Below are 24302 nucleotides of genomic sequence, written 5' to 3' on the forward strand. Positions count from 1 at the left end.
GCTAGACGGCTAGTGTCGACATCTTGTCAACCCGGGCGAAGCATGTGCCCGGTTGTTGAGTCTCGAGGGACAGCGACAAGCGCCAATGTATAGCCGTGTGTGGGGTATGAGCCTGATATCTCCAACTTCTTTGAGGCCGTTTCTGGCCGATATCGCCTCACTGCAGTCGACGTACTCAAGACGCTTTTTGACCAACCCAAGGTCGCTGAGACTCTTCGTACGCATGGGCTATCTACCGTCTCGATCCTAGATGCAACCTGGTTAATTGATGATGTATCCGAACGAGGTGCGCAGCACCGGTCTACTCCAATTGGGCAAAAACTCGGCGTCATTCTCAAGAGCGACGAGATCACCGACCTTGCCGTCGAATTGTTAAGCTATATCGGGAATCCGCAGTTCGGACAGGAAGTTCAAGACGCAATAGCCGGGAATCGTTCGGTTAGCCCAGCGGTTGATGTGTTCCGGGATATTCGCTCGTTTACGCAAGTCGTTCTCGAGTCGCTCCGCGATCGAGTCACCTGTAGGGGAGTGACGGCGTTGGACGTTGATGATCCAATTGCTGCTTTAGAGTGACTGTCGGAACGAGCAGGGACAGTGACGTCCTCCTTGCTCAACGCGTACTCATGGCCGATCGGTACATCAACCCTTGGCATTTGGGTTGCTTAAAGGCAGTGCGTGACACATCGAATGAGCGCGAGACAATGGCTTACGGCAGCCCTATGGCTCGGGGTGCTGATTGTGCTTTTTTCCTTGGAACGCGCGTTTGGCCAGAGTACTTCCGTTACTTCGGCGGCGCTGCGTGGGTGATTCTCTTCTACTACTGCTTTGGGATGATGTGTGGCTTTTCGCAGGGGAGTTTTGACGACTGGGGAGGTCAAAGTCGGAATCAAACTGCGGCCCTTTGGGCTCTTGGTGTCGCAGTTTTCGCCGTGTGCTACTGGGGGCGCCTCATCAGTGCGCCTGAGGCCATAACAACTTCCGCCATCATAACTGCGTTTGCGTTCCTTGGTCTTTTCCTCCGATGAGCTGTTTCATGGACGCCGTTTGTAGCCTCGATCGCATCACTGCCGTCGACTTACTCAAGACGCTCTTTACCAGCCCAAGGTCGCTGAGGCTCTTCGCACCCGTGGGCTGTCTAAGGCTTTCAATCTCGGTCTGATCACAAATTAATAACCCTAACCTCGCGTGGCCTTGGATAGGCTGAAGGTGCTCGCTGATCAAATTCCCCTGGGAGTTCGATGCCTAGAACCTTCGCAAGATTACTCTGGCTCGATATGCGGCTTCATGCAAAGAGTTTTTTGATCTACGTGGTTTCACTCTTGGCAATCGAGACCGTAGTGTCAAACCCTCAATCCGTCGCCACTTCTGCGGCATTCGTCGCTGTCGTCGTCGCGATCTTCGGCGTAAGCGCTGTTCCGACAATCATCATCGCGAGAGATCGCAGCAAACGAATGGTCAGGTTATTACTGTCTCTGTGTGTAACACGACTCGAGCTCGCCATAATAAAGCTTCTGGAGAGTTTCATATTAGGGCTCGGGTCGCTTTTCGTTCCCTTGTTGATGCTATGGTGGCTCGCGATCGTGCCGCCAAATGGGGCCCTGACCTGGTTGGTCCTCGTCCTAGTGGCCGTTCCGCCTTTGACCATCATTGCGAGCGGCTTGAGCTTGCTGCTTGACGCATCGTTCGCATCATATGCCATGCTGGGAATCTCGTTTGCATACGTGGGTCTGATTGATCGCGCAAATGGCGGCTTTACGCCTTGGTCGCGACCACTGTACGAGAGCCTTATCTTTATTGTGGCGAGCGCGTTAGCGATCGGAATGTTTTCGGTCTGCATTCGTTTGTGGACGTTGCGATCGATATCGGAATAGGTGCTGTCCGACGCTTCATCGGACGGAATCGAACTTGAATGGAACAATGCCGGCCTCGACAAGAAGTCCGATGGTACCGTATGGGAATTAGCACGATGAAACGTTTATCTATTCTGGCGGCGTTCGTGGCGCTACTCGGCGCATACCAGCCACACGTCCTTACGTACGCGGATGGCGGCGACATCTCGTCGCTGAATCCGTTCCTTGCGACGGAAGGTAACGCGCCGCTCTACTCCGAGCTAACGATGGCGCAATTCGTTCGGTTTGATGCGCACGGGAATCCGATCCCCGAGCTGATTACCGAGATCCCCACTCGCACGAACGGCGGCATTAGCAACGACGGCAAGACGATTACGTATCATCTCCGTCCTAACGTGAAGTGGAGCGACGGGCATCCGTTCGATGCAGACGACGTCATCTTCACGGTCGCCGTGGCGAAAGACGATCGCAATAATCTCTACATCAGAGATCCATGGGACCGCATCACATCGGTAAGCGCACCAAACAAATACACGGTGCTCTTTCACCTCGAGGAACCGTACGCAACGTTCATCGAGGATTATTTCTCGACCCAGAGCTCGTCGTGCATATTGCCGCGGCATATCATCGGGCCGGGAACGCAGATCAACCAGGCGCCGTACAATAGCTTGCCCGTCGGCATCGGGCCGTTTCGTTACGCAGCCTATAAACGCGGCGACAGCGTCGTAATGGAGGCTAATCCCTACTATTGGCGCGGCCGGCCAAAGCTGCAGCGCGTCGTCTACAAGATCATCACGGATCAAAATACGCTCATGACGCAGCTGCAGACGGGCGAGATCTCGTTGTGGCCGGCGATCAACGGTCCATTACTCGATCGCGCAAAGGCGCTGCCGGGAAAACGGTCGACGACATGGCTGACCAATTTTGTCGGAGGCATCTTTTTCAACGTCGCCAAACCGCAATTGTCCGATCCGCACGTGCGGCGCGCGCTAAGGCTCGCGACCGATCGCGCCACGCTCTTCGATAAGGTCGTCCATCGCAATGGCGTACTCACGCAATCGCTTGTCCCGCGAACCTCGGTCGACTATCTCGACATCTCCGTTACGAAACTCGACCCGGACGCGGCTGCGCGCATGCTCGATGCTGCCGGGTGGAAGCTCGGAGGCGACGGCCTTCGCCACAAAAACGGCGTGGCGCTGACGATCGATCTCGCGATTCCCTCCGGCTACCAGCCAAGCGAGATCCTCGCTTCGATCCTCAAAGAGGATTGGGCAAAAATCGGCGTTGGCGTCACGATCCACATGTGGTCGACGCCGCAGTTTTTTGCTCCATATACGAGCGGCGGAATCATACAGCGAGGGCGATTCGACGCTGCCTTGTATTCGAACGCATCGGGCCCCATCTTCGCGAGCATCAACGGCTATTTCGACTGCGCCTCAATCCCGCCGCGCGGCGGCAACTCGGATCGCTATTGCAATCATCAGGTCGACGCGCTCGATAACCGGTATCTGCATTCATACGATCCGCGCGTGCGCCGCCAAGCTGCCGCGGCGATGCAGCGGCTTCTCGATCAGGATGCTCCTGCGATCACGATCTACGAACGCAAGTACGTTTCCGTCTTCGACAATCGCTTGACGGGCTATTACCCTAGCTCGTTCTCGTTTTGGGGCGACCCGTTGGAGCTAGATATCTAGTTGCGGGTAACACGTCGTTCTCGTGATTTCATCGTGCTCGTCGCCGCGGTGATTGGTCTCTCGCTTGGCGCGGATGCTGCCCAATTAGCCACCTTCGATCCCGGTCCGTATTTGAGCGCACAGCGATTGGTCGATATCGGCGGCCGGCGGCTCAACTTGTATTGTTCGGGTACGTCGTCGCCGACGGTCGTGCTGGACGCAGGTCTTGGCGGTACGATGGCCTTGTGGCGTCTCGTGCAACTCCAGGTTGCAAAAACGACACGCGTTTGCTCCTACGATCGCGCAGGAATGGGATTCAGCGATCCGGCGCCTCCGCCGCGTGACGCCGCAGCGATCGTCACGGATCTTCACGCGCTGTTGCATCGCGCCGGGATCGCCCCGCCATACGTTGTCGTCGGACATTCAGTCGCGGGTTTGTACGATCGCCTTTATGCCGATCGCTATCCGAACGATGTGGCCGGGATGGTGCTCGTCGATCCGGTGTATCCGCATCAAGCGCGAGATTTTGAAATGTCAGCGCCCGTCTTTGCGAAATCCTTGGCGACGGAAGAGACTTTCTTTTCCAAATGCTCGGCTGCGGCGTCGTCCCACGAGCTCATCCCCGGCTCCACGATCTTCGGTGCGTGTGGTCTCCTCGATGCAACGGAACTTCGCAAGCAATGCGATATCGACGGTTTCGCGATATGCAGGTTCGACGAGCTGCAAAACAACCAGCAAAGTACGGCCGCCTATTGGCAGGAAACCGCTTCAGAGTATGAGGCCATGCGCGGCGCAAGCTCCACCGAAGTGCAAAACGAACAGCGCAACTATGGAAATCTGCCGCTCATGGTTTTGACTCGCGAAAAAGGCGGTTTCGGTGACACGGACACGCCGGTTTCGGCTGAACAAAACCTCGAAATGTGGAAGCAGATGCATGCCGCACACCAGCGGATTGCTGCGACATCGACAGCCGGCACTGACGTCGTCGTCGCGCATTCGGGGCATGATATTCAGTTCGAGTATCCAGCCGCTGTCATTTTCGCGATCGAGAAAGTCGTCGACCAGGTTCGTCGCGCGCAGCCGTAGCGACAGCGTCTTGAGCGCGTTCTCATCGGCTTCACAGTTGGCACACAGGCTCGTTCGGTAGTGTAGCGGACGAGCAGCGTTTCGTAATTTGTGAGGAGACTCGAGATGGTGCGACGGACTGACTTTGTTCGTGCAGCCTTGCTTTTAGCTTTTGCCGTAACGGGAAGTGTCCTGACCGGCTGTCATGGTGGTGGCGGCGGCGGAGGCGGTGACTTCGATGGCTTCGATGTATCCGATCCGGCACCAATAGACACCGATCCCGGCGGCTCGGATGACGGCGGAGACGGAGATGGTGGCGACGACGGCGGCGGCGGCGACGTTCCGGATCCGGGCGGCGGATATGGCGCGCATCGCAACAAAAGCGGCGTACGATGGAAAACTGGAGCCGCGACGGCTACGCGATCTCGACCGATCCAGCCCGGCTAGACCCGGGCGCGGTTCACGCGTACCTGTCTAAGGAATCATACTGGGCAACCGGTATCCCGCGGGACGTCGTCGAGCGATCGCTGCGAAACTCACTGTGTTTCGGACTCTACTGGGACGAAGCGCAAATCGGATTCACACGGGTCGTCACCGATTATGCCACGATGGCGTATGTTGGTGACGTCTTCGTTTTGCCCGAGCATCGCGGTCGCGGACTTTCCAAATGGATGATGGAATGCGTGCTGCATCATCCCGAGCTGCAACATCTGCGCCGATGGATTCTCGTGACGCGCGATGCGCACGGCTTATACCGTAAGTTTGGATTTACCGCTCTCAAACGTCCCGAAGGCTACATGGAGCTTCACGATCCAGATATCTACCACACGTAAGGGAGTCTATGGATAAAGTCGATATCAAAACCCGCGACGGTAAGTGTCCCGCATACGTCTTTCGCCCGAGCGGCAAAGGGCCGTGGCCCGCGGTACTCGTTTTCATGGATGGCGTGGGAATTCGGCCGGCGATGCTCGAGCTGGGGGAACGGCTCGCGACGTACGGCTATTTTGTCTTGCTGCCCGACCTCTTCTACCGTGCGGGCTCTTACGAGCCGATGGACCACACCGTGTTCAGCGATGCGGACAAGCGCAAGACGTTGATGGAAAAATTCATTGGGCCTACTACCCAAGATAAAGTCATGTCGGATACGCGCGCGTTCATCGACTACATTGCCGCGCAACCTGACGTGAAGCCGGGTCCGATTGCCACGACCGGCTACTGTTTGGGCGGTTTGATGTCGCTCACTGCTGCGGGGATGTATCCCGACGAAATCGTTGCCGCCGCATCCTATCACGGTGGGCGGCTGGCAACCGATAGCCCGACGAGTCCACATTTACTCGCGCCAAAGATGAAGGCGCGCGTCTACGTCGCCGGCGCAATCGAAGATCAATCGTTCACGGACGAGCAGAAGGCGCTGCTCGAGAAGGCGTTGACGGACGCACGCGTCGACCACAAGATCGAAACCTATCCCAACAAGCACGGCTGGGTATTCCGCGACCTCCCGGTGTATGACAAAGCGGGCGAAGACCGTCACTGGACCTCACTTACCGAACTCTTGAAAGCGAAGCTTGCAGCATGAGTATCACTCGCATCGGCCTCGGTGCGCGCATGAGCAAAGCCGTGCGCCACGGATACACGATCTATCTTGCCGGTCAAGTTCCCGACGATGCGAACGAAGACGTCGCCGGACAAACGCGCCAAGTGCTTGCGAAGATCGATGCGATCCTCGCCGAGGTCGGAACGGACAAATCGCATCTGCTTTCCGCGACGATCTACTTGCGCGATATTGCGACGTTCAATCAGATGAACGGCGTATGGGACGCATGGGTCGATCCGAAAAATACACCGGCGCGCGCGACGGTCGAAGCGAAGTTGGCCCGGCCGGAATTTGGGGTCGAGATCAGCGTCATCGCGGCAACTAAAGTTTAGCGAAAGTTGTTGTAAGTGGCGCCATGAGTGAAACCGCAATTCTTGCCGGTGGCTGCTTCTGGGGGATGCAAGAGCTCCTTCGCAGCTACCCAGGCGTTATCTCCACCCGCGTCGGGTATTCCGGCGGCGACGTTCCGAACGCGACGTATCGCAATCACGGAACGCACGCGGAAGCGCTGGAGGTCGTTTTCGATCCGAGTAAGCTGAGCTATCGCCAGATTTTGGAGTTCTTTTTCCAGATCCACGACCCGACGACGCTCAATCGTCAAGGCAACGATCGAGGCACGAGTTATCGTTCAGCGGTCTACTACACGAGCGATGAACAGAAGCGCGTGGCGGAAGAAGCGATCGCCGACGTCAACGCCTCCGGGCTCTGGCCGGGCAAAGTCGTCACCGAAGTTGCCCCAGCCGGCCCGTTTTGGGAAGCCGAACCCGAGCATCAGGACTACCTCCAGACCTACCCCAACGGCTACACCTGTCATTTCATCCGCCCGGGCTGGAAGCTGGCACAGCGTGCCAAAGCCTAGAAGTCTGACCTCGCTTTTTAGGAATCTGCGAGGAAAGTAGCACAAGACGCCGCAGTCCTACTCTAACTAAGGGGGGACCAAGTGGCAGCTTTCTTTGACCGCTCGCATTCTATTGCGAAACCGGGGTTCAGTCGTTGGCTTGTACCGCCGGCGGCACTCTGTATACATCTCTGCATCGGTGAAGCGTACGCGTTCAGCGTCTTCACGAAACCGATGGCACAGGCGATCGGCGTAACGGCTCCCAAGCCGGGCATTGACTGGACCGTCCCACAGCTTGGATGGATATTTAGCCTCGCAATCCTTTGTCTCGGATTGGCATCCGCATTCGGCGGCAAGTGGGTCGAACGCGTCGGCCCGCGCATGGCAATGTTCGTCTCTGCATTGTTTTTCTGCGGTGGGCTCATCGTCTCAGGAATCGGCGTCAATCTTCACGTGTTGCCGCTCGTATATCTCGGCTATGGCGTAATCGGCGGGATCGGCCTCGGAATCGCCTACATCTCACCGGTATCGACGCTGATCAAGTGGTTTCCGGATCGTCCCGGTCTTGCTACGGGAACGGCGATCATGGGTTTCGGCGGCGGCGCGCTGATCGGCGCACCGCTTTCCGTATTTCTCATGAAGCGCTTCGCGGATGCGACCGGCACGGGCGTCTCGCAGACGATGATCGCGCTGGGCGTTCTCTATTTCATCTGGATGTTCGTCGGCTCGATGATCGTTCGCGTACCCGCGGAAGGATGGAAGCCAGCGGGTTATGTCGCTCCGGTCGAAGCGAAGCGCATGATCACGACCCAGAATGTGCTTCTCGACCAAGCGCTCAAAACGCCGCAGTTCTACCTCTTGTGGGCCGTTCTGTTTCTCAACGTTACGGCCGGTATCGGTGTGCTGGGTCAGGCCTCACTGATGATTCAAGAGATGTTCGGCGTCACTGCGGTCGCAGCCGCAGGTTTCGTCGGACTGATGAGCATCTTCAACATGGCTGGCCGAATATTCTGGGCCTCAATTTCGGATTTCATCGGCCGCAAGATGACGTATGTGATCTTCTTCGTCTTGGGAGCGATCTTGTACGTGCTCGTGCCGACGTTCGGTCACATGGGCAGCGTCGTGCTCTTCGTTATCGCATTCCTCGTGATCATCAGCATGTACGGCGGGGGATTCGCGACGGTCCCCGCATATTTGCGCGATCTCTTTGGAACGGTTAACGTCGGCGCGATTCACGGCGTGCTTCTGACCGCGTGGTCAGCCGCCGGTGTCGCGGGTCCGGTTGCCGTGAATTACATTCGCGAATACCAGATCACGCACGGCGTCGCGAAAGCGGATGCGTACTCGATCACCATGTACTTGATGGCGATCTTGCTCGTCGTCGGTCTCGTCTGCAATTTGGCGATAAAGGCGTTGAACGAACGTTACTACGTGCAGACGCAAACGGCGACGGTTTAGGGAGCGATCATGGAAAAATCAGAAAACAGCAACAGTCTCATGCTCGTCCTCGCCTGGCTATGGGTGGGAATCCCGCTCGCACTGGGCGTTTTGGACACCTTGAACAACGCCTCGAAACTGTTCAAGTAAACGAGGGTCACAGAATAATCTGCGTTTGAGTGACGACGGCCACGAGGCGGCCGTCGTCCTCAATTCGCGTCGTCCACACTTGCGTTCGCCGGCCTTTGTGTAAGGGCGTTGCGGTCGCGATAAGGGTAGCGCCGGTCTTTGTCGGCCTGATGAAGTTCGTCTTGCTTTCCATTGTCGTGGTGCCGTTCGAGCCTTCAGGTAGATTTATGAAGGTCGCGAATCCGCCGATGGTATCGGCAAACGCCATGAGCACGCCGCCGTGAATGCGATCGTTGGCCCCGATGAACTCGGGACGCACGATCATTTTCGCGACAAGCTTTTCCGATTCTGCGATCAAGAACTCGATGCCGAGAACTTGAACGAATGGAAGTTTGCGGTCCCTGACTTTCTCGAGTAATGTCACGGGATAAAGTACATCGGGTTTGGGAGCTTGTAGAGCCGCTCCGCATGTCCGCCGCGCAAGTCGCTCCATTGATCGCCGATGCTTGCGAGGATTGTGTAGCCGCGTGCTGCTATTGCGGCGCGGGCGCCCGATTTGAACGGAATCACGGACTTTGCGTGATCGGAAGCCGGCCGAAGGTAGAAGCCGGCTGGTGTCGGATATCCCGCCTCCGCAAGCTCACGTTTCGTCAACGCCGTTTCCGGTTGACGGCGACCCGTGACGAAGAAGACTGCAACGTGCTCTTGCATCAGCCGTCGCACGAGTTGCAACGTCGCTCGGATCGGCGGAAACTTGTTTTCGCTTTCCCACGTTCGCCACGACTTCGAATCGTAGGTGAAATCCATTTTACGTTCATACGGATACGAGACTAGCGCGGTATCGTCGATGTCGAAAACGACCGCCGGTTTTCGCAGGCTCTGCTTGAGTCGCGCGTTGACGTACGATTGCAAGCGCGCCGTAATAGTCGTGGTGTCGGCGGCGTACTCGCCGGAATCGTAGTATTTGATGATTCGGGTCTCGACGGTGTCGAGATTCGGAATCCCGCGGTCGACGGTGAACGATGGAACGTCCGCGCGTGCTGCTGAGGGAATAAGCAGCATGGCGGTAAGGATGGTGAGGGCAAAGGAGCGCATGCGCGCATCTTTGCGCTTCGGGCATATGAGCCTCCAGGGCGCGCAGCGGGCGATGCAAGCCATGTTTGAGATGAAGAAACTCGACCTGAACGCGCTCCGAAAGGCTTACGCGGGCGCGTAGTCCTCGGCATCGCAGCGAGAGACGCGGACGCGAGCCCGTCCGTGTCCCGTCGGGCTCTGCAAGAAGCTGTGCAAATGAACGTCGCGTCTCGACGATCCGAAGAAGGTCGCTTTCGAGACGTCGACGTTTTTGAAGTCGACTCCGTTGAAGTTGCAACCATAGAATTTCGCGCCGTCGAGCTTGGCGCCGTCGAGGCGCGCGCCATCGAAATTGACGCCCATGAAGGTAGATCCCGAAAGATCCGCGCCACGGAGATCGGCGCCGTCGAGATTGGCTCCCTTGATGTGCAGGTTGCGCAGATCCATGCCGTGCAGATCGACGTCGTCGAAGTTACAGCCCGTGCACGAGATCAAGAATTCGCGGGCCTGTTGCGGCGAGAGATCCTGTGCGTTGACATTGCAGCCGGTCAACCGCGCATTCTCGAAGTGCGCGCCGGCGAGACGGGCGCCGTCGAGATTACAGCCGAGCAGATTAGCATGCGTGAAGGATGCATCCCGCAGGTCTGCGCCTTCGAAGTTCGCTCCGGTTAGCTGGGCGCGATCGAAGACGGCGCCGCGAAGATTCGTACCCTCGAAATTCGCGCCGTTGAGATGTTTGCGCGCGAAATCGTGATTGTGCAGATCACTTTCGCTGTAGTCACATCCGGTGCACACGTCGTCCATCGTGGTCGCGCCGACTGCCTTGGTGACGGCAGCGGCCACGCTCGCACCGATCGCCGTGCCGATGTCCATGCCGGACGCCTCGGCATCCGCGGCTGCCTTGCCCGCATCTTGCTCGATCTTTTTCACATCGGGCATCGGCTCGAGCTGCGCGACCTTTTGCAGGTGCGGCATCGGCGCGACTTTTGGCAACGTCGGCATAGCGGGAGCTTCGGGCTTGACCTTTTGGAGATGCGCGGCTTGAGCGTCGGTTACGGTCGCCTTCACCTTCTGCGTCGCTTTCTCGTGTGTGTCCCAAGCCGGCTGTTGAATAACCTTGACGATGAGCGGATTCGCGATGTCGTCTTTGTCTTTGGTAGCGGGAAGCGTATAGGCGACGCTCGGAGTCATCGTGCGCAACAATACCGACACCAGCACCAGCGCCACCGCGACGGTCGCCGCGATCTCGGGCGCAATCGACGAACCGATCGTGCGGCCGGTGCGCAACAAGCGTTCGATACGAATCGAGATGTTGCGGCGAGTGATGAAAACGCCGGGAGCGGCGACTCCACGCTGCGGCCACGAAGTGACCTCGGCGATACGCGTGAGGCAGAACGCGTAGGAGCGCGCCGCTCCGGTCGTTCGGAGGACGTAGTCGTCGCACGCGACCTCACGCTCGAGGTCGAGTTGGCGCGAGACGAACCACGCAGCCGGATTGAAAAACATGAGGCTGCACGCGACGCGCTGGAGCGCATTCGTCCAATCGTCGTTGCGGCGCAGATGGCCGAGTTCGTGCAGTGCAATCTGATCGATCTCTTTGGGGTCGAGCGACGCAACGAGGCCTCGAGGCAAGAGAATCATCGCATCGAACAAGCCGACCGCGACCGGCACTTCGATCGCATCGGAGACGCAGATGCGCACGTCACGAAAACCTTTGATCGCCGAGGTCCATTCGGGCATTTGATCGCGATATGCGACGTCGAGCGGTAATGAATCGCTCTTGAGTTTCTCGAGCGAGACGATCGCAAAGATCAAGCGGCCGAGCACGACCAGCGCGGCAAGTGCCCACACGACGAAAACGGCCAGCGCAAACGCCGTCGGAATCTTGACTTGCGGTGCCGACAGATTGAACGGGAAGCGGGCGGCGCGTACCGTGTTGTGGTGCGAAACCGGCGATTGAGGTGCAGGCGCCTGCAACTGCGACGACGCCGGAATGGAAGGCATCCAAGCAGTATGGGCGGGTGCGGCTTCGACGCTGACGCGCGGCAGGCTCGTAAAGATCGGAATGACGAACATCGCGACGAGCGCCAGCGCCCAAATAGCATAACGCGTTGCGGCATTCGCGCGCGAGAAGATACGCAGAACTCCCCAAGCGACGAGCCCAATCAACGCTCCCTGCCAAAGGCTGTTGAGAAGCACAGCAAGGACGACGCGTGCGGCGTCGTTCAGCATCAGGTTAGCCATCACGATTCCTCGTCATAGCGCTCGATAAGCGAGCGCAAACGCTGCAGCTCGTCTTCGGACAGGCGCTCATTCTCGATCACACGTAGCGCGAGAGCGCTCGCATTGTTTCCAAAAAACTTCGAAACGACCGATTTGATCGCGGACTGCTCGGCCGCGTCCCTGGCGGTCACCGGCCTATAGATGTAGGCCCGTCCGGATTGCTCGTGCCCGACATGTCCCTTCTGCTCGAGGATCCGCAGTGTCGTGAGCACGGTATTGTAGGCCAGGGCCGGCGGCGGCATAGCCTCGGAGATTTCGGACACCGTCCCGCGGACGAGGCGCCACAGCACCTCCATCACGCGAAGCTCGGCGTCGGTCAGCGTGGGCGATTGCTTTCGAGGCATGGACCTCACTCTAGCAGCCGGGCCCGTGCATGTCAACTAATATATTAGTTGACAACAAGCCCGCCGTTGTGTAGCCTTCTCTTAATTCTTTAGGAGAACCCTGCATGCGTCGCTTGCCCCTAATCTTGTCCACGCTCGCGTTCGCGGCTTTGCTCGCGGGCCGAGCCGCAGGCGCGCCGCTCGCACTTGACGTTCCTAAACTCCCGGGCGATCCTCCGTCCCTCGATCCGACGGCACAACTATCGACTTGGGCCGACGGGCCGGATCTTCCGTTGACTTGGGATGTCGTTCACGCGCGGCCGGCAAGCGAGAAGACGAATGTGCGCGTGGCGACCGACGGAAAGTTTCTCTACTTACGCTTCGATGCGAAGCAAAGCGGACCAATCGTCGTGTCGCAGCACAGCGACGATGTCATCACCGGTGGCAGCAACGGCAACAACGGGACGTTGTCGTGGAGCAACGACGACGCGGTTTGGGTCGATCTTTGGCCGACCGGACCCGCCGGATTTCAATATCAGTTCGAATCGAACCCGGGCGGTTCGCACAACGAAGCTTCATCGGAAAACACTGCGTTCGCTCCACATTGGGAATCGCGCGGTGCGATGCACGACGGTGGCTACACGGTAACGATGGCCATTCCGCTGAGCGTCATCCACGGTTTGCACGCCGGCGCGTGGCGGGCGCAATTCATTCGTTACGTCCGCTCGACCGGAGCCGAATACGTCTGGTCGTATGATGCGCAGCAAACGCAAGCCGACGACGCGTCTCGCGCCGGGACGATAACGATCCCGACGGTCACGGTTGAAGCGGCGCGGCCTAAACCCCGCCTTGCGCCGTATGCGCTCGCCGCAGATGCAGCGCGCAGCGCAGGCGGTTCGACGTCGCGCATCGGCGCGGACGCGTCGCTTCCGATCTCGTCGACGGCGGCGTTCTTTGCAACGTGGCATCCGGACTACTCGAACGTCGAGCTCGATCAGCAGTCGATTTCTCCCACTGTCTACCAACGCATCTATAGCGAAGTGCGGCCGTTTTTCACACAAGCCGCACAATATTACGGGCAGTTCAATTGCGACGTCTGCAGCGGGTACCGCACTATCCTGTATACGCCCGCCATTCCGACGCCGTCGCAAGGCTACGCATTTGAAGGAAAACAGGGCAACTTTGGACTTGCGGCCTTCGACGCCATCGGAACAAACCGAACCGATGCTGCAACGGCGCTTGACTACACGTCACCGGACACGCACTGGTCAGGATCCTTCGAGCATGTCACAGCGGACATCCCCGGGATCGTCGACGATGCGAACCAGATGGGCATCCAATATTCGAGCCTCAAGTACCTCAGCGGTTACGTCAACTACGGCACCGATACGGGGACTAACGTGCCTTCGCCCAGCCGCGGTACTTGGCTCGAGGCAGGCGGTGGCTGGATCAATCAAGATTTCGCGTTCTTCGGTTCGATGCGCAAAGTCGGCGACGAATTCAATCCAGTCGATGGATTCAATTCGCATCCGGGGATTGCGGGGTGGGCTCTTTACAGTGCAAAAGTGTGGTTGTTCGCTCCGAGCGACGTGCTGCAGTCGATGGGCGTCATGGGCTACGTCGATCGATATCAAGGCCCACAGTTCGGCCTTGCGCAAACGGACAATCAGTTCGAGTTCGATCTCTTGACGAAGAGCGCGTGGGATCTGCAGCTCTACTCAGGATCAGACTACTGGCGCTTCGGGCCGACTATGACGCCGATCTCACAAGGCGCGGGCTTTCAGCTCACATATCACAGCGGGTTGCAGAACAACATGGGAAACTTTCCGGCGCACGGAGCTTCGGCGACGCCGACTCTGGTTTCATATGTCACGGGTCGCTACGGGATCGGCCGCCTCGACACGTGGACGCGTAACTCGACGATCCGGGTCGGCGATCGCGGTTCCTTGACGCTTGTGGCCGACAATACGGCGCAGTGGATGCCACACGGTACGCCCGACAATGTTGAATGGTTCGATAGCTTGTCGTACTCGTACCAAGTCAATAGGAACTCGTCGTTTGCGGTCGGTTTGCGTCAGGTAATCGGAAATCCGCCGCAGCCAAATGGTGGCGGTAACTGCATGGGCCGCTGCTCGAACGTCTCGATCGCGTATCATCTGCGCTTGAAGAACGAAGAATTTTATCTTGCGTACGGTGATCCGAACACGCTCCTCACGGTGCCGCAGGCGATCTTCAAAGTCATCTTCTATGCCGGAAGTCAGAAAGGAACGTGATGCGACGGTCTGAAGGCTATCCTAATGGACCTCTTATTGGCTGTTGCGATCGGGTTCGTTTCCGGGCTTCGTACGTTTACGTCGCTCGCAGCGATCTTTTTGGCACGCGGCAGCATGTGGGGATACGTACTCGGCGTTTGCGCGCTCGCTGAATATGTCGTCGACACGATGCCGTGGATTCCATCGCGTACATCGCCTCCCGGTGTCGCCTTTCGCGTCGTGAGCGGGGCCGTTGCCGGCTGGCTCATCACGAGCGCCCACAGTGGGAACTCGATTCTCGGCATTATCGCCGGCATCGTAGGCGCCTTGCTCGGAACCTACGGTGGACATGCCGCGCGTATCGCCGGCATCGCAGCCATCGGCGCACTTCCTGCGGCCATCCTCGAAGATGCCGTCGCGATCGGCCTGGCCTTCATCGTCGTAACGCGCTAGCGCGCACGAGTGCTCCTACCGCGATCATCGCGAGATCGTAGACGGCAAGGGTCCACGCCGGCGGCGGCGTTGCGATCACGTGCGCAAACGGCAAGTGCGCGGTGAGATGGACGGTGCTTTCAATCCATGCGAGTGGCCAGCTTTCGATACGCGCGACGAGGGCGGCAAGTCCAGGTAAGGGCGTCACTGCAATGAGTGCGATTCCGCCCAGCATCGCGACGCCGACGACCGGCACGACGAAAAGATTTGCGAGCGGCGCATAGGGCGCGATAACCAGAAACGTCGACGCCGTCAGCGGCCAGACACCGAGCTGTGTCGCGAACGTGAGCGCGAGCGGTTCACGAAAAATTCCGGGGATGCGTACATGCTCGAGCCAGGCAGCGATTGGTTCTGCGAAGAGCACGATTGCGGTCACGCACGAGAACGACAGCGCGAACGATGCGCCGCCGACCCAGGCCGGCCAGATTGCGGCTACCGCAATTGCGGCGACCGCGAGGGTGTTGAGGGAAAGCGCACGTTCGCCGCAAGCCCGCGCGACGAGCGCGACGGTGACCATCACCGCGGCGCGCAGCGATGGAACATGACCGCCGCTGAGCGTCGCGTACATCCACACGAGCGGGATCGCGCTCAGAGACGCTGCGACGCGCCCCAGGCCGGCACGCGAGAAGACAAATGCGACGAGCGCAGCGACGACGCCCAAGTGCAAGCCCGCGGTGACGAGCACATGGACGGTTCCGGTGTCTTGAAATTCGACGCGCAGTTCGGGCGGGAGCGCACCGCGCGCGCCGTATAGCATCCCAGCGAGAATCGTCGCGTCGGGCTCGCCGAGAAAACGATGCAACGAGCTTCCGGCATACGCGCGCAGACGTGCCGGCAGCGATTCGATGTCGTTACTTGGCGGTGCGCGCGCCACGACGTGTGCGTCGACGAGCCGCGCTGAGAGCCCGCGTTCGCGCGCAAAATCACGTGAAGACGGTTCGCCGGGATTGCGAGGCACATCGAATGGCTCCAGACGGCCGGCCGCAATGACGTGCTCGCCGGGCATAACGTGCTCGTGCACGCTAAGCGCGTAGCGTAGACGGCCGGAAGAGCGCACCTCGAGCGAATCGCCCCAAGGTTGCGAGAGGACGTCGGAAACAACGACACCGCTCAGGCGCGTGTGTTCGATCTCGTGATCGAGCTGCGACGGTGCACCGCGATATGTACCGAGCACCAGTCCGCAGGCAATTGCGCACGCTGTGACCCAGTGCGCACGTGACTTGCACGCCAATGCGAGCGCGGCGAGCAACGCAAGCACCAACACAGGCGTGAACGAGCAGTCGCGCGCAACGACGATCGCATCGAGGACGAGAAGTGCCGGAATCACGAGTGGCGCGCGCATGCGGCTCGTTCGCGACGCGCCCAGCCGAGGAAAGGGGGCGGCGGCGGCGGAAAGCGCGGCGGTGCGTATCATCGTCACCGGCGGCGCCGGGTTCATCGGCTCGCACATCGTCGACCGTTATCTCGAGCTCGGACACGAAGTCGTCGTGATCGATAGCTTGTGGTCGCATGGCGGCGGCCGCCGTGAGAATATTCCCGCGCGCGTCGGATTCGTTCACCTGGACATTCGCGACGATGAAATACAGCGCGTGTTTCTCGACTTTAAGCCCGAGATCGTGTGCCATCATGCCGCGCAGCACTCAGTCGCGATCGGTTCGCGCGATCCGAAGTACGATGCGCAAGTCAACGTGATCGGCTTGCTCAACGTTCTCGACGCGTCGGTTCGCGCGGGGGCGCGTAAGGTGATCTATGCGTCGAGCGGCGCAACGTATGGAACCCCGGAGAAGCTACCGATGGATGAGTCCACGCCGCAGCTTCCGGAGTCGCCCTATGGCATTACGAAGATGGTCGGCGAGCATTATCTGCGGTTCTACAGGAACGAGCGCGGCCTGGATTTCACGGCGCTGCGCTACGCGAACGTCTACGGCCCGCGCCAGGATCCCAACGGCGAGGCCGGCGTGATCGCGATCTTTGCGGGGAAGTTTCTCACGAAAACCGGTGTACGGATCGACTGGGACGGCGAGCAAACACGCGACTACGTCTATGTCGGCGATATCGCACGTTGCAATGTGCTGGCGCTCGAACGCGGATCCGGCGGCGCTTATACAATCGGCACCGGCAAACGTACGAGCGTCAATCAAATTTACGACGCGCTCGTCGAGATCTCGGGCTTTCGAGCTCCGGTCGAACGTGCCGAGAAGCGTCAGGGCGACGTACGCGATGCGCAATTCTCGTATGCGCTCGCGAAGCGTGAGCTCGAGTGGGAGCCGCACGTCGCACTGCTCGACGGCATGCGGATGACGTACGACTACTTCCGCGAACGTTCAACCGCCCGGGTTTAGCCGCGCCGTAAAGGCGGCTGCGGCGTTCGATCGCTCGCAGCTCGACTGGCGCTTCGCACTTCGCTCCGGCGCGGGCGTCGCGATTCCGCTGATCGCGGCGCTCCTCATGGGTGCGCCGCAATTCGGGTTTCCTGCGGCGATGGGCGCGATTGCATCCGGCTTTGCATCACAGCAAGGCGTCTATCGCACGCGTGCATCGGCGATGTTATGGACAGCCGGCGCAATGGCGCTCTCGGCCTTCGTCGGAGCGCTCGCCGGGCACTCGCTCATGGCGCTCGTCATCGTTACGATGCTCTGGGGTTATGCCTATGGAATCATCGCCAGCCTCGGTCCCGCGGCGACGACGATCGGAATCAACTCCGTCATCGCGCTGATCATCTTCGGCCATCTGCCTTCGAACGTCGAGCTTGCGGCTCAGAGCGGCGTGCTCGTTTTTGCCGGTGGTCTCGTGCAGACGTTTTTGCTCGTGAGCGTCTGGCCGCTGCGCCGGTTTTCGGTCGAGCGTCATTCGCTGGCGGCAGCCGCGCGCAATCTCGCGGTTTACGCACTCGACATCGCAGCGGGCAGAGAAGTCTTGCCATCGTCGCAGCCGCTCGCGAACGTACAACAAGCACTCGCCGATCCGCAGCCGTTCGCGCGACGCGGCGACGTCGCGGCGTTTCAGTCGCTGCTCGATGAGCTCAAACGTATTCGCGGCAGTCTGGCGGCGCTCGCAACCGATCGCGCGCTCGGCGGCGATACCGAAGCGATCGACGAGCTGATTCAAGGAAGCGCCAAGATTCTCACGGAAGTTGCGGATGCGCTTGATGCAGCGCGCGAACCGGTCGACTCGAGCGGTACGTGGGAACGTATCAGCTCGGCAGAAGGACGTCTCGAAGCACAGCGCAGCGCGGCGGCGCATGTCCGCAGCGAAGCCCATGCGCTATCTGGACAGCTCCGCTCCGCGTGGCGGCTTGCGACCTTCCCGGCGGACGCGCCGGTTACCGTCGTCGAACAACGCTCGCTGCTTTCGTTCCGTTTGCCCGCGATCGAGGATACGGTCGAGACGCTACGTGCAAACCTAACGCAAAACTCGCCGTTCGGGCGGCTGGCGCCGCGCGTTGCGGCCACCCTTGCGCTGGCTACGATTCTGGGCGGCATTCTACCGACGCAGCACGGCTACTGGATCGCGATGACGGCCGTTATTCTCTTACGGCCGGATTTTTCGCAGACGTTCTTGCGCAGCATCGGGCGGATCGGCGGCACGCTTCTGGGCGCGGTATTCGCGACCGTGATCGCAGCGCACGTTCGTCCCGGCGTCGAGACCTACGTTGCGCTGTGCATCGTCTTTGCGAGCATCGGCTACTACGTATTCAAAGCCAACTACGCACTCTTCACCGTCGCAATTACATCATATGTCGCGTTCGCGCTCGCACTCCTCGGCCAGCCCGAAGCGATGGCATTGCGCGATCGCGTCCTAGGCACCGTCGTCGCGGGAGCGCTAGCCTTGATCGCGATCTTCGTATGGCCGACATGGGAAGCGACGCGTGTCCGAACGGCGCTGGCCGACTTGATCGAAGGCCAGCGTAAATATTTGCGCGCGGTATTTACCGCCTATCTCGACCCCGCAAAATATTCGGCAAAAGATATCGCGGACGCGCAGCGCACGTCTTGGAGCCAGCGCGCGAACGCTGAGGCGTCAGTCGATCGAATGCTGGGCGATCCGCACTCGACGCACGCGATCTCGCCGCAATGCGCGCTCGGCGTGCTCGCCGCATCGCGTCGCATTGGACTCGGAACGCTCTCGCTCAACGCGCACTTCGATCACACCGAGCACGCGACCCGAAGCGGTCTCAAGCCGTTCGCGGACGCGCTCGATAGCGCGCTCGAATACGCCGAGTCGGCGTTGCGCGACGCGCAACCGCATGGCGAGCCGCCGCATCTGCGCGAAGCGTATCGCGCGACACAGGAGCAGATCAGCGCCGATACCGATCCAAACGCTGCCATGCTCCTTGCCGTCGGCGACTCGCTCGTCGACGCGACAAACACGCTCGTCGAACTTGCGAGTACCGAGGAGTGACTTAGGTTCTCGCTTCGGTTCTCGCGGCTACGACGCGGTTGCGGCCCGCGGATTTGGCGGCGTAGAGCGCTTTGTCTGCCGTTTGCACCAACAGATGGGCCGTTTCTCCGTCCTCTGGAAAAATCGCAACACCAAATGACGCCGTAACGCGCCCTACCTTTTGACCGCCTTGCGAGAGTTCGAGTGCACTAATTGCCTCTCGCATCATGTTGGCGCGTGATGTCGCGAGGTCCAGGTCGGCTCCGGGCATGATCAAGAGAAATTCCTCACCACCGAAGCGTCCCGCGACGTCGCCTCGGCGCATGGACGTTGCAAGGACATCTGCGACTCCCCTGAGCACGAGGTCGCCGGCTTCATGCCCGAATGTGTCGTTGAACTTCTTGAAGTGATCGATGTCGAGCATGATCACGGCGATGGCATTTTTCGAACGGAGCGCACGCGCCAATTCGAGATCGAGCGTTTCATCGATGTAGCGCCGGTTGTATATCGCGGTCAACGGGTCGCGCACGGATTGCGAGCGCAGTTTCTCGCGCAGGCGCAAGTTGACGAGGGCCAGAGCGATTGTTTCGCTCAAGACATGGACGGTGTCGGTTTCGTCGCTTTCTTCGGTGCCTTCCAGATAAAGCAAACCAACGGTCTCACTCTGTGCGACGAGCGGCACGCACCAGTGCGTGCTCCCCGCGCCTCCGACGATGTGCGCGCACGAGACTTCGATGTGTCCCAGGCCACTGATGTGCTCTTGTCCTCGGCGCAGAGCCCAGCACTCGGCCGGCGTGAACTCCTCGCGACTGGTGAACGGTCCACTCCACGAGGCTCCCATGTGCAGCAGGTTGTGCGAATTCGCCATGAGGTAGAGCGCGCCGCGTCGTCCGGGCGTAAGCTGCGGTGCGAAACTTTGGATCACCGACGAGAACTCGTCTTCGTCGGCGCAGGCGGGAAGGCGATCGGCCATGCGTCGCACCAGATTGACGGTCCGCGAATAGATCTCGAGCGAGCGTGCTTTCCCACGCAGTTCCGTATTGGTCTCCGTCAGTTTCGCTTCGGCCACGTCACGGCGAGTCGCCTCGGATGAGAGGCGTATCGCCATATCGTTAAAGGCGGTTGCGACGTCCGCGAAGTCATTGACGCTCAGGTTCATGAGATCGATGGCACCGCCTTCGCTTCCCATCTCTTCCAGTGCGCGTTGTAAACGAGCCCGCTGCGCGCGAAAAGCGCCCAACGCGAGCGCCGTCGACACAATGACGGCTAGCGCGACGAGCGGGGTTCCAATGAGTGCGATTACGATCATGTCGGTACGCAAACGCGCTAACCCCTGGTCGATCGTCGCAAGCTCTTGGCTCTCCTGAGTTACGATGGACGCCACCGCCGCGCGCGCCGCATCCATGTCTACCTTGCCGCGATCGATCAATGGAATCTCGTGCCGCAGGTTCCAGTGTAGCGAGCGACGGTCGGCGATGAGGATCGCCGCGTCATCCAACTTACGTGCCACGAGTGTATCCAGCGTTGCGACTTGCGATCGAATCGACAGGTCCGCGCCGGACGAGTAGCGATGCAGATCGCGCATTCCCGCGAGCGCTCGTATGCGTCCGGAAACATAGGGCTCCATGAAACGCTGATCTCCCGTCAGCAAAAATCCGCGGCCTCCGGTTTCGACATCCTTGAGCTCGGAGATGACGCGATTGGCGGAGCCGATCGTCTCGCGGGTGTTGCTGCGCAGAGATTCCGCGACGCGCGTTACGTGTAACGCTTGGACCAGCACTGCGCAATAGACGATCAACGTGATCAGCACGACCGTCGCGGAGAGCCACAGTCGCGTCGAAAGCGTCACCTACACGACCAGGCTCAGCAGCTTATCTGTGACATAGTGTCGCTTGCGGATCTCACGCCCGTCGAGATGCGATTGTACGTTCTTGTCGGCCATCGCAAGGGTGACGGCGCCCTCTTCGCTCAGTCCCGGCTCAGCTACAATTCGCGCGCGAATCTTGCCGTTGATCTGCACGACCAGCGTGATCTCGTCAACGGCTAGCGCTTTGGGATCAACTTCGGGCCACCGCTCGAGATGAACGGAGCGCTCGTAACCCATGCGGTGCCATAGCTCTTCGGCGATGTGCGGCGCGAACGGCGCGAGCACGAGCGGCATCGTATGCACGGCGTAGTGCACGGCTGGATCGTCGCTCAGTCCGTCGCGCAGGGCGCCAGCGAGCGCATTGATCAGCTTGTCGAGCTCGGCGACGGTCGTGTTGAAATGGAAACGGCGCGTCATTACTTCGTCGCTTCCGGACTTCAGCGTCGCGTGGACTTGACGCACGAGATCGCGCTGCAATTTCCCGCGCATCTCGGGTAGGCGATCGACGGGAACTTTGCGAGCCTGCGCGAGCAGCGGTTCACTTGCGCGCCAGACGCGCGCCAAGAAGCGCACGCGGCCCTGGATGCCGGTTTCGGCCCAATCCATCGTGTCTTCGGGCGGCGCTGCGAACAGCAAGAACAACCGCATCGCATCGACACCGTGCCGTTCGGCCGTTGCGTCGATGCCGACGACGTTGCCGCGGCTCTTGCTCATCTTCTCGTGGCCTTCCCCGAGCACCATGCCTTGATTGAAGAGGCGCGTGAACGGCTCGTCGTCCGGCGGGTTGCCGTTCTTCCCTTCGATCCAGCCCATGTCGACGAAAAACATGTAGAAGAATCGGGCGTACAGCAAGTGCAGCACCGCGTGTTCCGCGCCGCCGATGTATTGATCGACGGGCAGCCAGCGCGAGACGATCTTCGGATCCCAGGCGGCACGTTCGTTGTTCGGATCGATATAGCGAACGTAGTACCACGACGAATCGAAGAACGTGTCCATCGTGTCGCTCTCGCGACGCGCCGGACCACCGCATTTGGGGCACGTCGTGTTCATGAAGCGCTCGTCACGCGCGAGCGGCGAGCCTTCTCCGGTGATCGGTACGTCCGGCGGCAGGAGCACGGGCAGCTGATCGTCCGGTACGGCGACTTCACCGTCGGTCGGACAATAGACGATCGGTATTGGCGTTCCCCAATAGCGTTGACGCGAGATCAGCCAATCGCGGAACTTGTAGTTAATCGTCGACTCGCCGATGCCGAGCTCGATCATGCGCTGTGTGATTGCGTCTCGGCCATCCGGCGCGGACAAACCGCTGAACGGGCCGCTATTCACGAGGCGTCCTTCCTCGTCGTCGACGAGGTAGGCTTGATCGGCCGGCGCCTGCGAACCGTCGGAAGGCTCGACGACGAACGTGATCGGTAAACCCATCTGTGTTGCGAAAGCGAAATCGCGATCGTCGTGCGCGGGGACGCCCATGACCGCGCCCGTTCCGTATTCCGCCAACACATAGTTTGCAACCAAAATCGGTACGCGCTCGCCGGTCAGCGGATGAATCGCATCGGCACCGATCGGGATGCCTTGCTTCTCCATCAAGCTCGTTCGCTCGAGCTCCGACTTGCTTTTGAGCGATTGCGCAAAAGCTTCAACTTGCGCGCGGCGCGCCGGATGAACGTCGAGAATCTTCGCAACGAGCGGATGCTCGGGTGCGAGCACGACGAAGGTGACGCCGTAGACCGTGTCGACCCGTGTCGTAAATACCGGAATGCGTTCGGATACTCCGTCGACACCGAAGGAAAACGTGCATCCCTCGCTGCGCCCAATCCAGTTGCGCTGCATCAACTTGATGCGATCCGGCCAACCTTGGAGTCGATCGAGTCCCGCCAGCAAACGATCTGCGAAGTCGGTGATCTTCAGGAACCATTGCGAGAGCAAGCGCCGCTCGACCGCGTTTCCGCAGCGCCAGCACTTGCCGTCTTCGACTTGCTCGTTCGCGAGAACGGTTTGATCGAAGGGACACCAATTGACGGGCGCTTCGCGTTTATATGCGAGTCCCTTCTCGTAAAGCCTCAAGAACAACCATTGATTCCACCGGTAGTAACGTGGCTCGCAGGTCGCAAACTCGCGCGACCAATCGTATCCGGTGCCGAGCAGCCGGATTTGGCGCTGCATGTTGGCGATGTTACTTTGCGTCCATTCGCCGGGTGGAATGCCGCGCTGAATAGCGGCGTTCTCGGCGGGCAATCCGAACGCGTCCCAACCGAGCGGATGCAGCACGTTGTAGCCACGCATGCGCATCAAGCGTGCAACGGCGTCACCGAGCGTGTAATTCTTGGCGTGACCGACATGCAGATCGCCCGAGGGATACGGCAGCATCTCCATCGTGTAGTACGGAGGCCGTGGGTCATCGAGGCGCGTGGCGTACAAACCGTCGGCTTCCCACCGCTCTTGCCATTTGCGCTCGATTGTCCGAAAGTCGTGTCCCTGCGCCGCGTTCGGCGCATGCTCGATTGCCATCGTGGTCTTTGTTTGCCTCGCGGCCGCCCGTGCCTGTCCTTGCCGTCGTCAGCTCCGGCGTGAACGAGGAATATGATACGGAAAGCGGCCCTCGCGGTTGCCGTTATCGCCATCCTCGCGACCGCCGCGCTCGTTCGCCCTCCGCGCGCCGCACCCGCGCTCTCGTTTGCTCCGACGAGTGCAGCGGCTTCGGATGCTGCGGCGGTTGCGGCTCGTTCAGAGTGCGCGGTACCGGGTTGTCATCCTGAGCGTAGCGAGCGCAAGCGAGCGAAGTCGAAGGACCGCCGGAATCGTGCGCATCAGCGCAGATCTCGGCATCACGACAACATCCCACTCCACCCGATCGATCTCAATCGCGCGGATGCCGCAACGATTGCGCGCATTCCGGGCGTCGGCGATTACCTCGCGCAGCGTATCGTCGAGTACCGCGGATTGGTCGGCCCGTTCCAAACACTCGACGATCTGGACGATCTCGACGGCATCTCGGCAACAAGGCTCGCAAGCCTTGGGCGATACGTCGTCGTGAGATAGCTATCC

Annotated in this window: 21 protein-coding genes; 14 read left to right on the forward strand and 7 right to left on the reverse strand. The window is 59.9% G+C overall.

Annotated features, from left to right (window positions below):
* Positions 1-99 precede the first annotated feature (99 nt).
* The 9 genes from VGG22_10215 to VGG22_10255 all read left to right on the forward strand — a co-directional run bounded on the left by VGG22_10215 (position 100) and on the right by VGG22_10255 (position 8478).
* Complete coding sequence (locus VGG22_10215) at positions 100-573, forward strand: hypothetical protein (GenBank protein ID HEY1728737.1); 474 nt, start codon at positions 100-102, stop codon at positions 571-573.
* 1393 nt (positions 574-1966) lie between these two features.
* Complete coding sequence (locus tag VGG22_10220; GenBank protein ID HEY1728738.1) at positions 1967-3544, forward strand: peptide ABC transporter substrate-binding protein; 1578 nt, start codon at positions 1967-1969, stop codon at positions 3542-3544.
* On the forward strand, positions 3545-4609 hold the full coding sequence (locus VGG22_10225) for an alpha/beta hydrolase (protein ID HEY1728739.1): 1065 nt from the start codon (positions 3545-3547) through the stop codon (positions 4607-4609).
* 90 nt (positions 4610-4699) lie between these two features.
* Positions 4700-5035, forward strand: a complete 336-nt coding sequence (locus tag VGG22_10230; GenBank protein ID HEY1728740.1) for a hypothetical protein — start codon at positions 4700-4702, stop codon at positions 5033-5035.
* Entirely contained in the window at positions 4981-5421 is a 441-nt protein-coding gene (locus VGG22_10235) for a GNAT family N-acetyltransferase (GenBank protein ID HEY1728741.1), read from the forward strand. Before VGG22_10230 ends, VGG22_10235 begins: the two co-directional genes overlap by 55 nt.
* Before the next feature lie 8 nt (positions 5422-5429).
* Positions 5430-6164, forward strand: a complete 735-nt coding sequence (locus VGG22_10240; GenBank protein ID HEY1728742.1) for a dienelactone hydrolase family protein — start codon at positions 5430-5432, stop codon at positions 6162-6164.
* A complete protein-coding gene (locus VGG22_10245) occupies positions 6161-6514 on the forward strand; it encodes a RidA family protein (protein ID HEY1728743.1) in 354 nt (117 codons plus the stop codon). Before VGG22_10240 ends, VGG22_10245 begins: the two co-directional genes overlap by 4 nt.
* Positions 6515-6537: 23 nt before the next feature.
* Positions 6538-7041, forward strand: coding sequence for a peptide-methionine (S)-S-oxide reductase MsrA (msrA, locus tag VGG22_10250; GenBank protein HEY1728744.1), 504 nt, complete (start codon positions 6538-6540; stop codon positions 7039-7041).
* A gap of 81 nt (positions 7042-7122) precedes the next feature.
* Positions 7123-8478 (forward strand): OFA family MFS transporter, encoded by a 1356-nt coding sequence (locus tag VGG22_10255; GenBank protein HEY1728745.1) that lies wholly within the window; start codon positions 7123-7125, stop codon positions 8476-8478.
* 136 nt (positions 8479-8614) lie between these two features.
* Here VGG22_10255 and VGG22_10260 read toward each other — a convergent pair whose 3' ends face one another.
* The 4 genes from VGG22_10260 to VGG22_10275 all read right to left on the reverse strand — a co-directional run bounded on the left by VGG22_10260 (position 8615) and on the right by VGG22_10275 (position 12287).
* Positions 8615-9010: a PaaI family thioesterase gene (locus VGG22_10260; GenBank protein ID HEY1728746.1), complete on the reverse strand. Its 396-nt coding sequence runs from the start codon at positions 9008-9010 to the stop codon at positions 8615-8617.
* Complete coding sequence (locus tag VGG22_10265) at positions 9007-9681, reverse strand: HAD family acid phosphatase (GenBank protein HEY1728747.1); 675 nt, start codon at positions 9679-9681, stop codon at positions 9007-9009. The genes VGG22_10260 and VGG22_10265 overlap by 4 nt, the downstream gene beginning before the upstream one ends.
* Before the next feature lie 105 nt (positions 9682-9786).
* Positions 9787-11904 carry a pentapeptide repeat-containing protein gene (locus VGG22_10270; protein ID HEY1728748.1) on the reverse strand — a complete coding sequence of 706 codons (2118 nt, stop codon included), beginning with the start codon at positions 11902-11904 and terminating at the stop codon, positions 9787-9789.
* Positions 11904-12287, reverse strand: a complete 384-nt coding sequence (locus tag VGG22_10275; GenBank protein ID HEY1728749.1) for a BlaI/MecI/CopY family transcriptional regulator — start codon at positions 12285-12287, stop codon at positions 11904-11906. Before VGG22_10275 ends, VGG22_10270 begins: the two co-directional genes overlap by 1 nt.
* Before the next feature lie 104 nt (positions 12288-12391).
* Here VGG22_10275 and VGG22_10280 point away from each other — a divergent pair, with 104 nt between their 5' ends.
* Both VGG22_10280 and VGG22_10285 read left to right on the forward strand, forming a co-directional pair.
* The gene (locus tag VGG22_10280) at positions 12392-14539 is read left to right on the forward strand and encodes a hypothetical protein (GenBank protein ID HEY1728750.1); all 2148 of its coding nucleotides are present in this window, start codon (positions 12392-12394) and stop codon (positions 14537-14539) included.
* Between the two features lie 24 nt (positions 14540-14563).
* Positions 14564-14971, forward strand: coding sequence for a hypothetical protein (locus VGG22_10285; GenBank protein ID HEY1728751.1), 408 nt, complete (start codon positions 14564-14566; stop codon positions 14969-14971).
* Here the strand turns inward: VGG22_10285 and VGG22_10290 are convergent.
* Complete coding sequence (locus VGG22_10290; GenBank protein ID HEY1728752.1) at positions 14952-16352, reverse strand: ComEC/Rec2 family competence protein; 1401 nt, start codon at positions 16350-16352, stop codon at positions 14952-14954. The genes VGG22_10285 and VGG22_10290 overlap by 20 nt on opposite strands.
* Positions 16353-16413: 61 nt before the next feature.
* Here VGG22_10290 and VGG22_10295 point away from each other — a divergent pair, with 61 nt between their 5' ends.
* Together VGG22_10295 and VGG22_10300 are read left to right on the forward strand one after the other, a co-directional pair.
* Entirely contained in the window at positions 16414-17352 is a 939-nt protein-coding gene (locus VGG22_10295) for an NAD-dependent epimerase/dehydratase family protein (GenBank protein HEY1728753.1), read from the forward strand.
* 106 nt (positions 17353-17458) lie between these two features.
* Positions 17459-19411 carry an FUSC family protein gene (locus tag VGG22_10300; protein ID HEY1728754.1) on the forward strand — a complete coding sequence of 651 codons (1953 nt, stop codon included), beginning with the start codon at positions 17459-17461 and terminating at the stop codon, positions 19409-19411.
* A 1-nt stretch (position 19412) separates the two neighbouring features.
* Here the strand turns inward: VGG22_10300 and VGG22_10305 are convergent, their stop codons facing one another.
* Together VGG22_10305 and leuS are read right to left on the reverse strand one after the other, a co-directional pair.
* Positions 19413-21239, reverse strand: a complete 1827-nt coding sequence (locus VGG22_10305) for a diguanylate cyclase (protein ID HEY1728755.1) — start codon at positions 21237-21239, stop codon at positions 19413-19415.
* Complete coding sequence (gene leuS, locus VGG22_10310) at positions 21240-23765, reverse strand: leucine--tRNA ligase (protein HEY1728756.1); 2526 nt, start codon at positions 23763-23765, stop codon at positions 21240-21242.
* A gap of 72 nt (positions 23766-23837) precedes the next feature.
* Here leuS and VGG22_10315 point away from each other — a divergent pair, with 72 nt between their 5' ends.
* On the forward strand, positions 23838-24296 hold the full coding sequence (locus tag VGG22_10315) for a helix-hairpin-helix domain-containing protein (GenBank protein ID HEY1728757.1): 459 nt from the start codon (positions 23838-23840) through the stop codon (positions 24294-24296).
* The last annotated feature ends 6 nt before the right edge of the window (positions 24297-24302 follow it).

Source organism: Candidatus Baltobacteraceae bacterium (assembly GCA_036489885.1).
Taxonomy (GTDB): Bacteria; Vulcanimicrobiota; Vulcanimicrobiia; order Vulcanimicrobiales; family Vulcanimicrobiaceae; genus JAFAMS01.

Coding starts and splice junctions, on each gene's coding strand:
- VGG22_10240 (HEY1728742.1), top strand. CDS start 5,430: ATGGATAAAGTCGATATCAAAACCCGCGACGGTAAGTGTCCCGCATAC.
- VGG22_10245 (HEY1728743.1), top strand. CDS start 6,161: ATGAGTATCACTCGCATCGGCCTCGGTGCGCGCATGAGCAAAGCCGTG.
- msrA (HEY1728744.1), top strand. CDS start 6,538: ATGAGTGAAACCGCAATTCTTGCCGGTGGCTGCTTCTGGGGGATGCAA.
- VGG22_10275 (HEY1728749.1), bottom strand. CDS start 12,287: ATGCCTCGAAAGCAATCGCCCACGCTGACCGACGCCGAGCTTCGCGTG.
- VGG22_10235 (HEY1728741.1), top strand. CDS start 4,981: ATGGAAAACTGGAGCCGCGACGGCTACGCGATCTCGACCGATCCAGCC.
- VGG22_10220 (HEY1728738.1), top strand. CDS start 1,967: ATGAAACGTTTATCTATTCTGGCGGCGTTCGTGGCGCTACTCGGCGCA.
- VGG22_10270 (HEY1728748.1), bottom strand. CDS start 11,904: ATGGCTAACCTGATGCTGAACGACGCCGCACGCGTCGTCCTTGCTGTG.
- VGG22_10300 (HEY1728754.1), top strand. CDS start 17,459: ATGGGTGCGCCGCAATTCGGGTTTCCTGCGGCGATGGGCGCGATTGCA.
- VGG22_10265 (HEY1728747.1), bottom strand. CDS start 9,681: ATGCGCTCCTTTGCCCTCACCATCCTTACCGCCATGCTGCTTATTCCC.
- leuS (HEY1728756.1), bottom strand. CDS start 23,765: ATGGCAATCGAGCATGCGCCGAACGCGGCGCAGGGACACGACTTTCGG.
- VGG22_10315 (HEY1728757.1), top strand. CDS start 23,838: ATGATACGGAAAGCGGCCCTCGCGGTTGCCGTTATCGCCATCCTCGCG.
- VGG22_10290 (HEY1728752.1), bottom strand. CDS start 16,352: ATGCGCGCGCCACTCGTGATTCCGGCACTTCTCGTCCTCGATGCGATC.
- VGG22_10280 (HEY1728750.1), top strand. CDS start 12,392: ATGCGTCGCTTGCCCCTAATCTTGTCCACGCTCGCGTTCGCGGCTTTG.
- VGG22_10285 (HEY1728751.1), top strand. CDS start 14,564: ATGGACCTCTTATTGGCTGTTGCGATCGGGTTCGTTTCCGGGCTTCGT.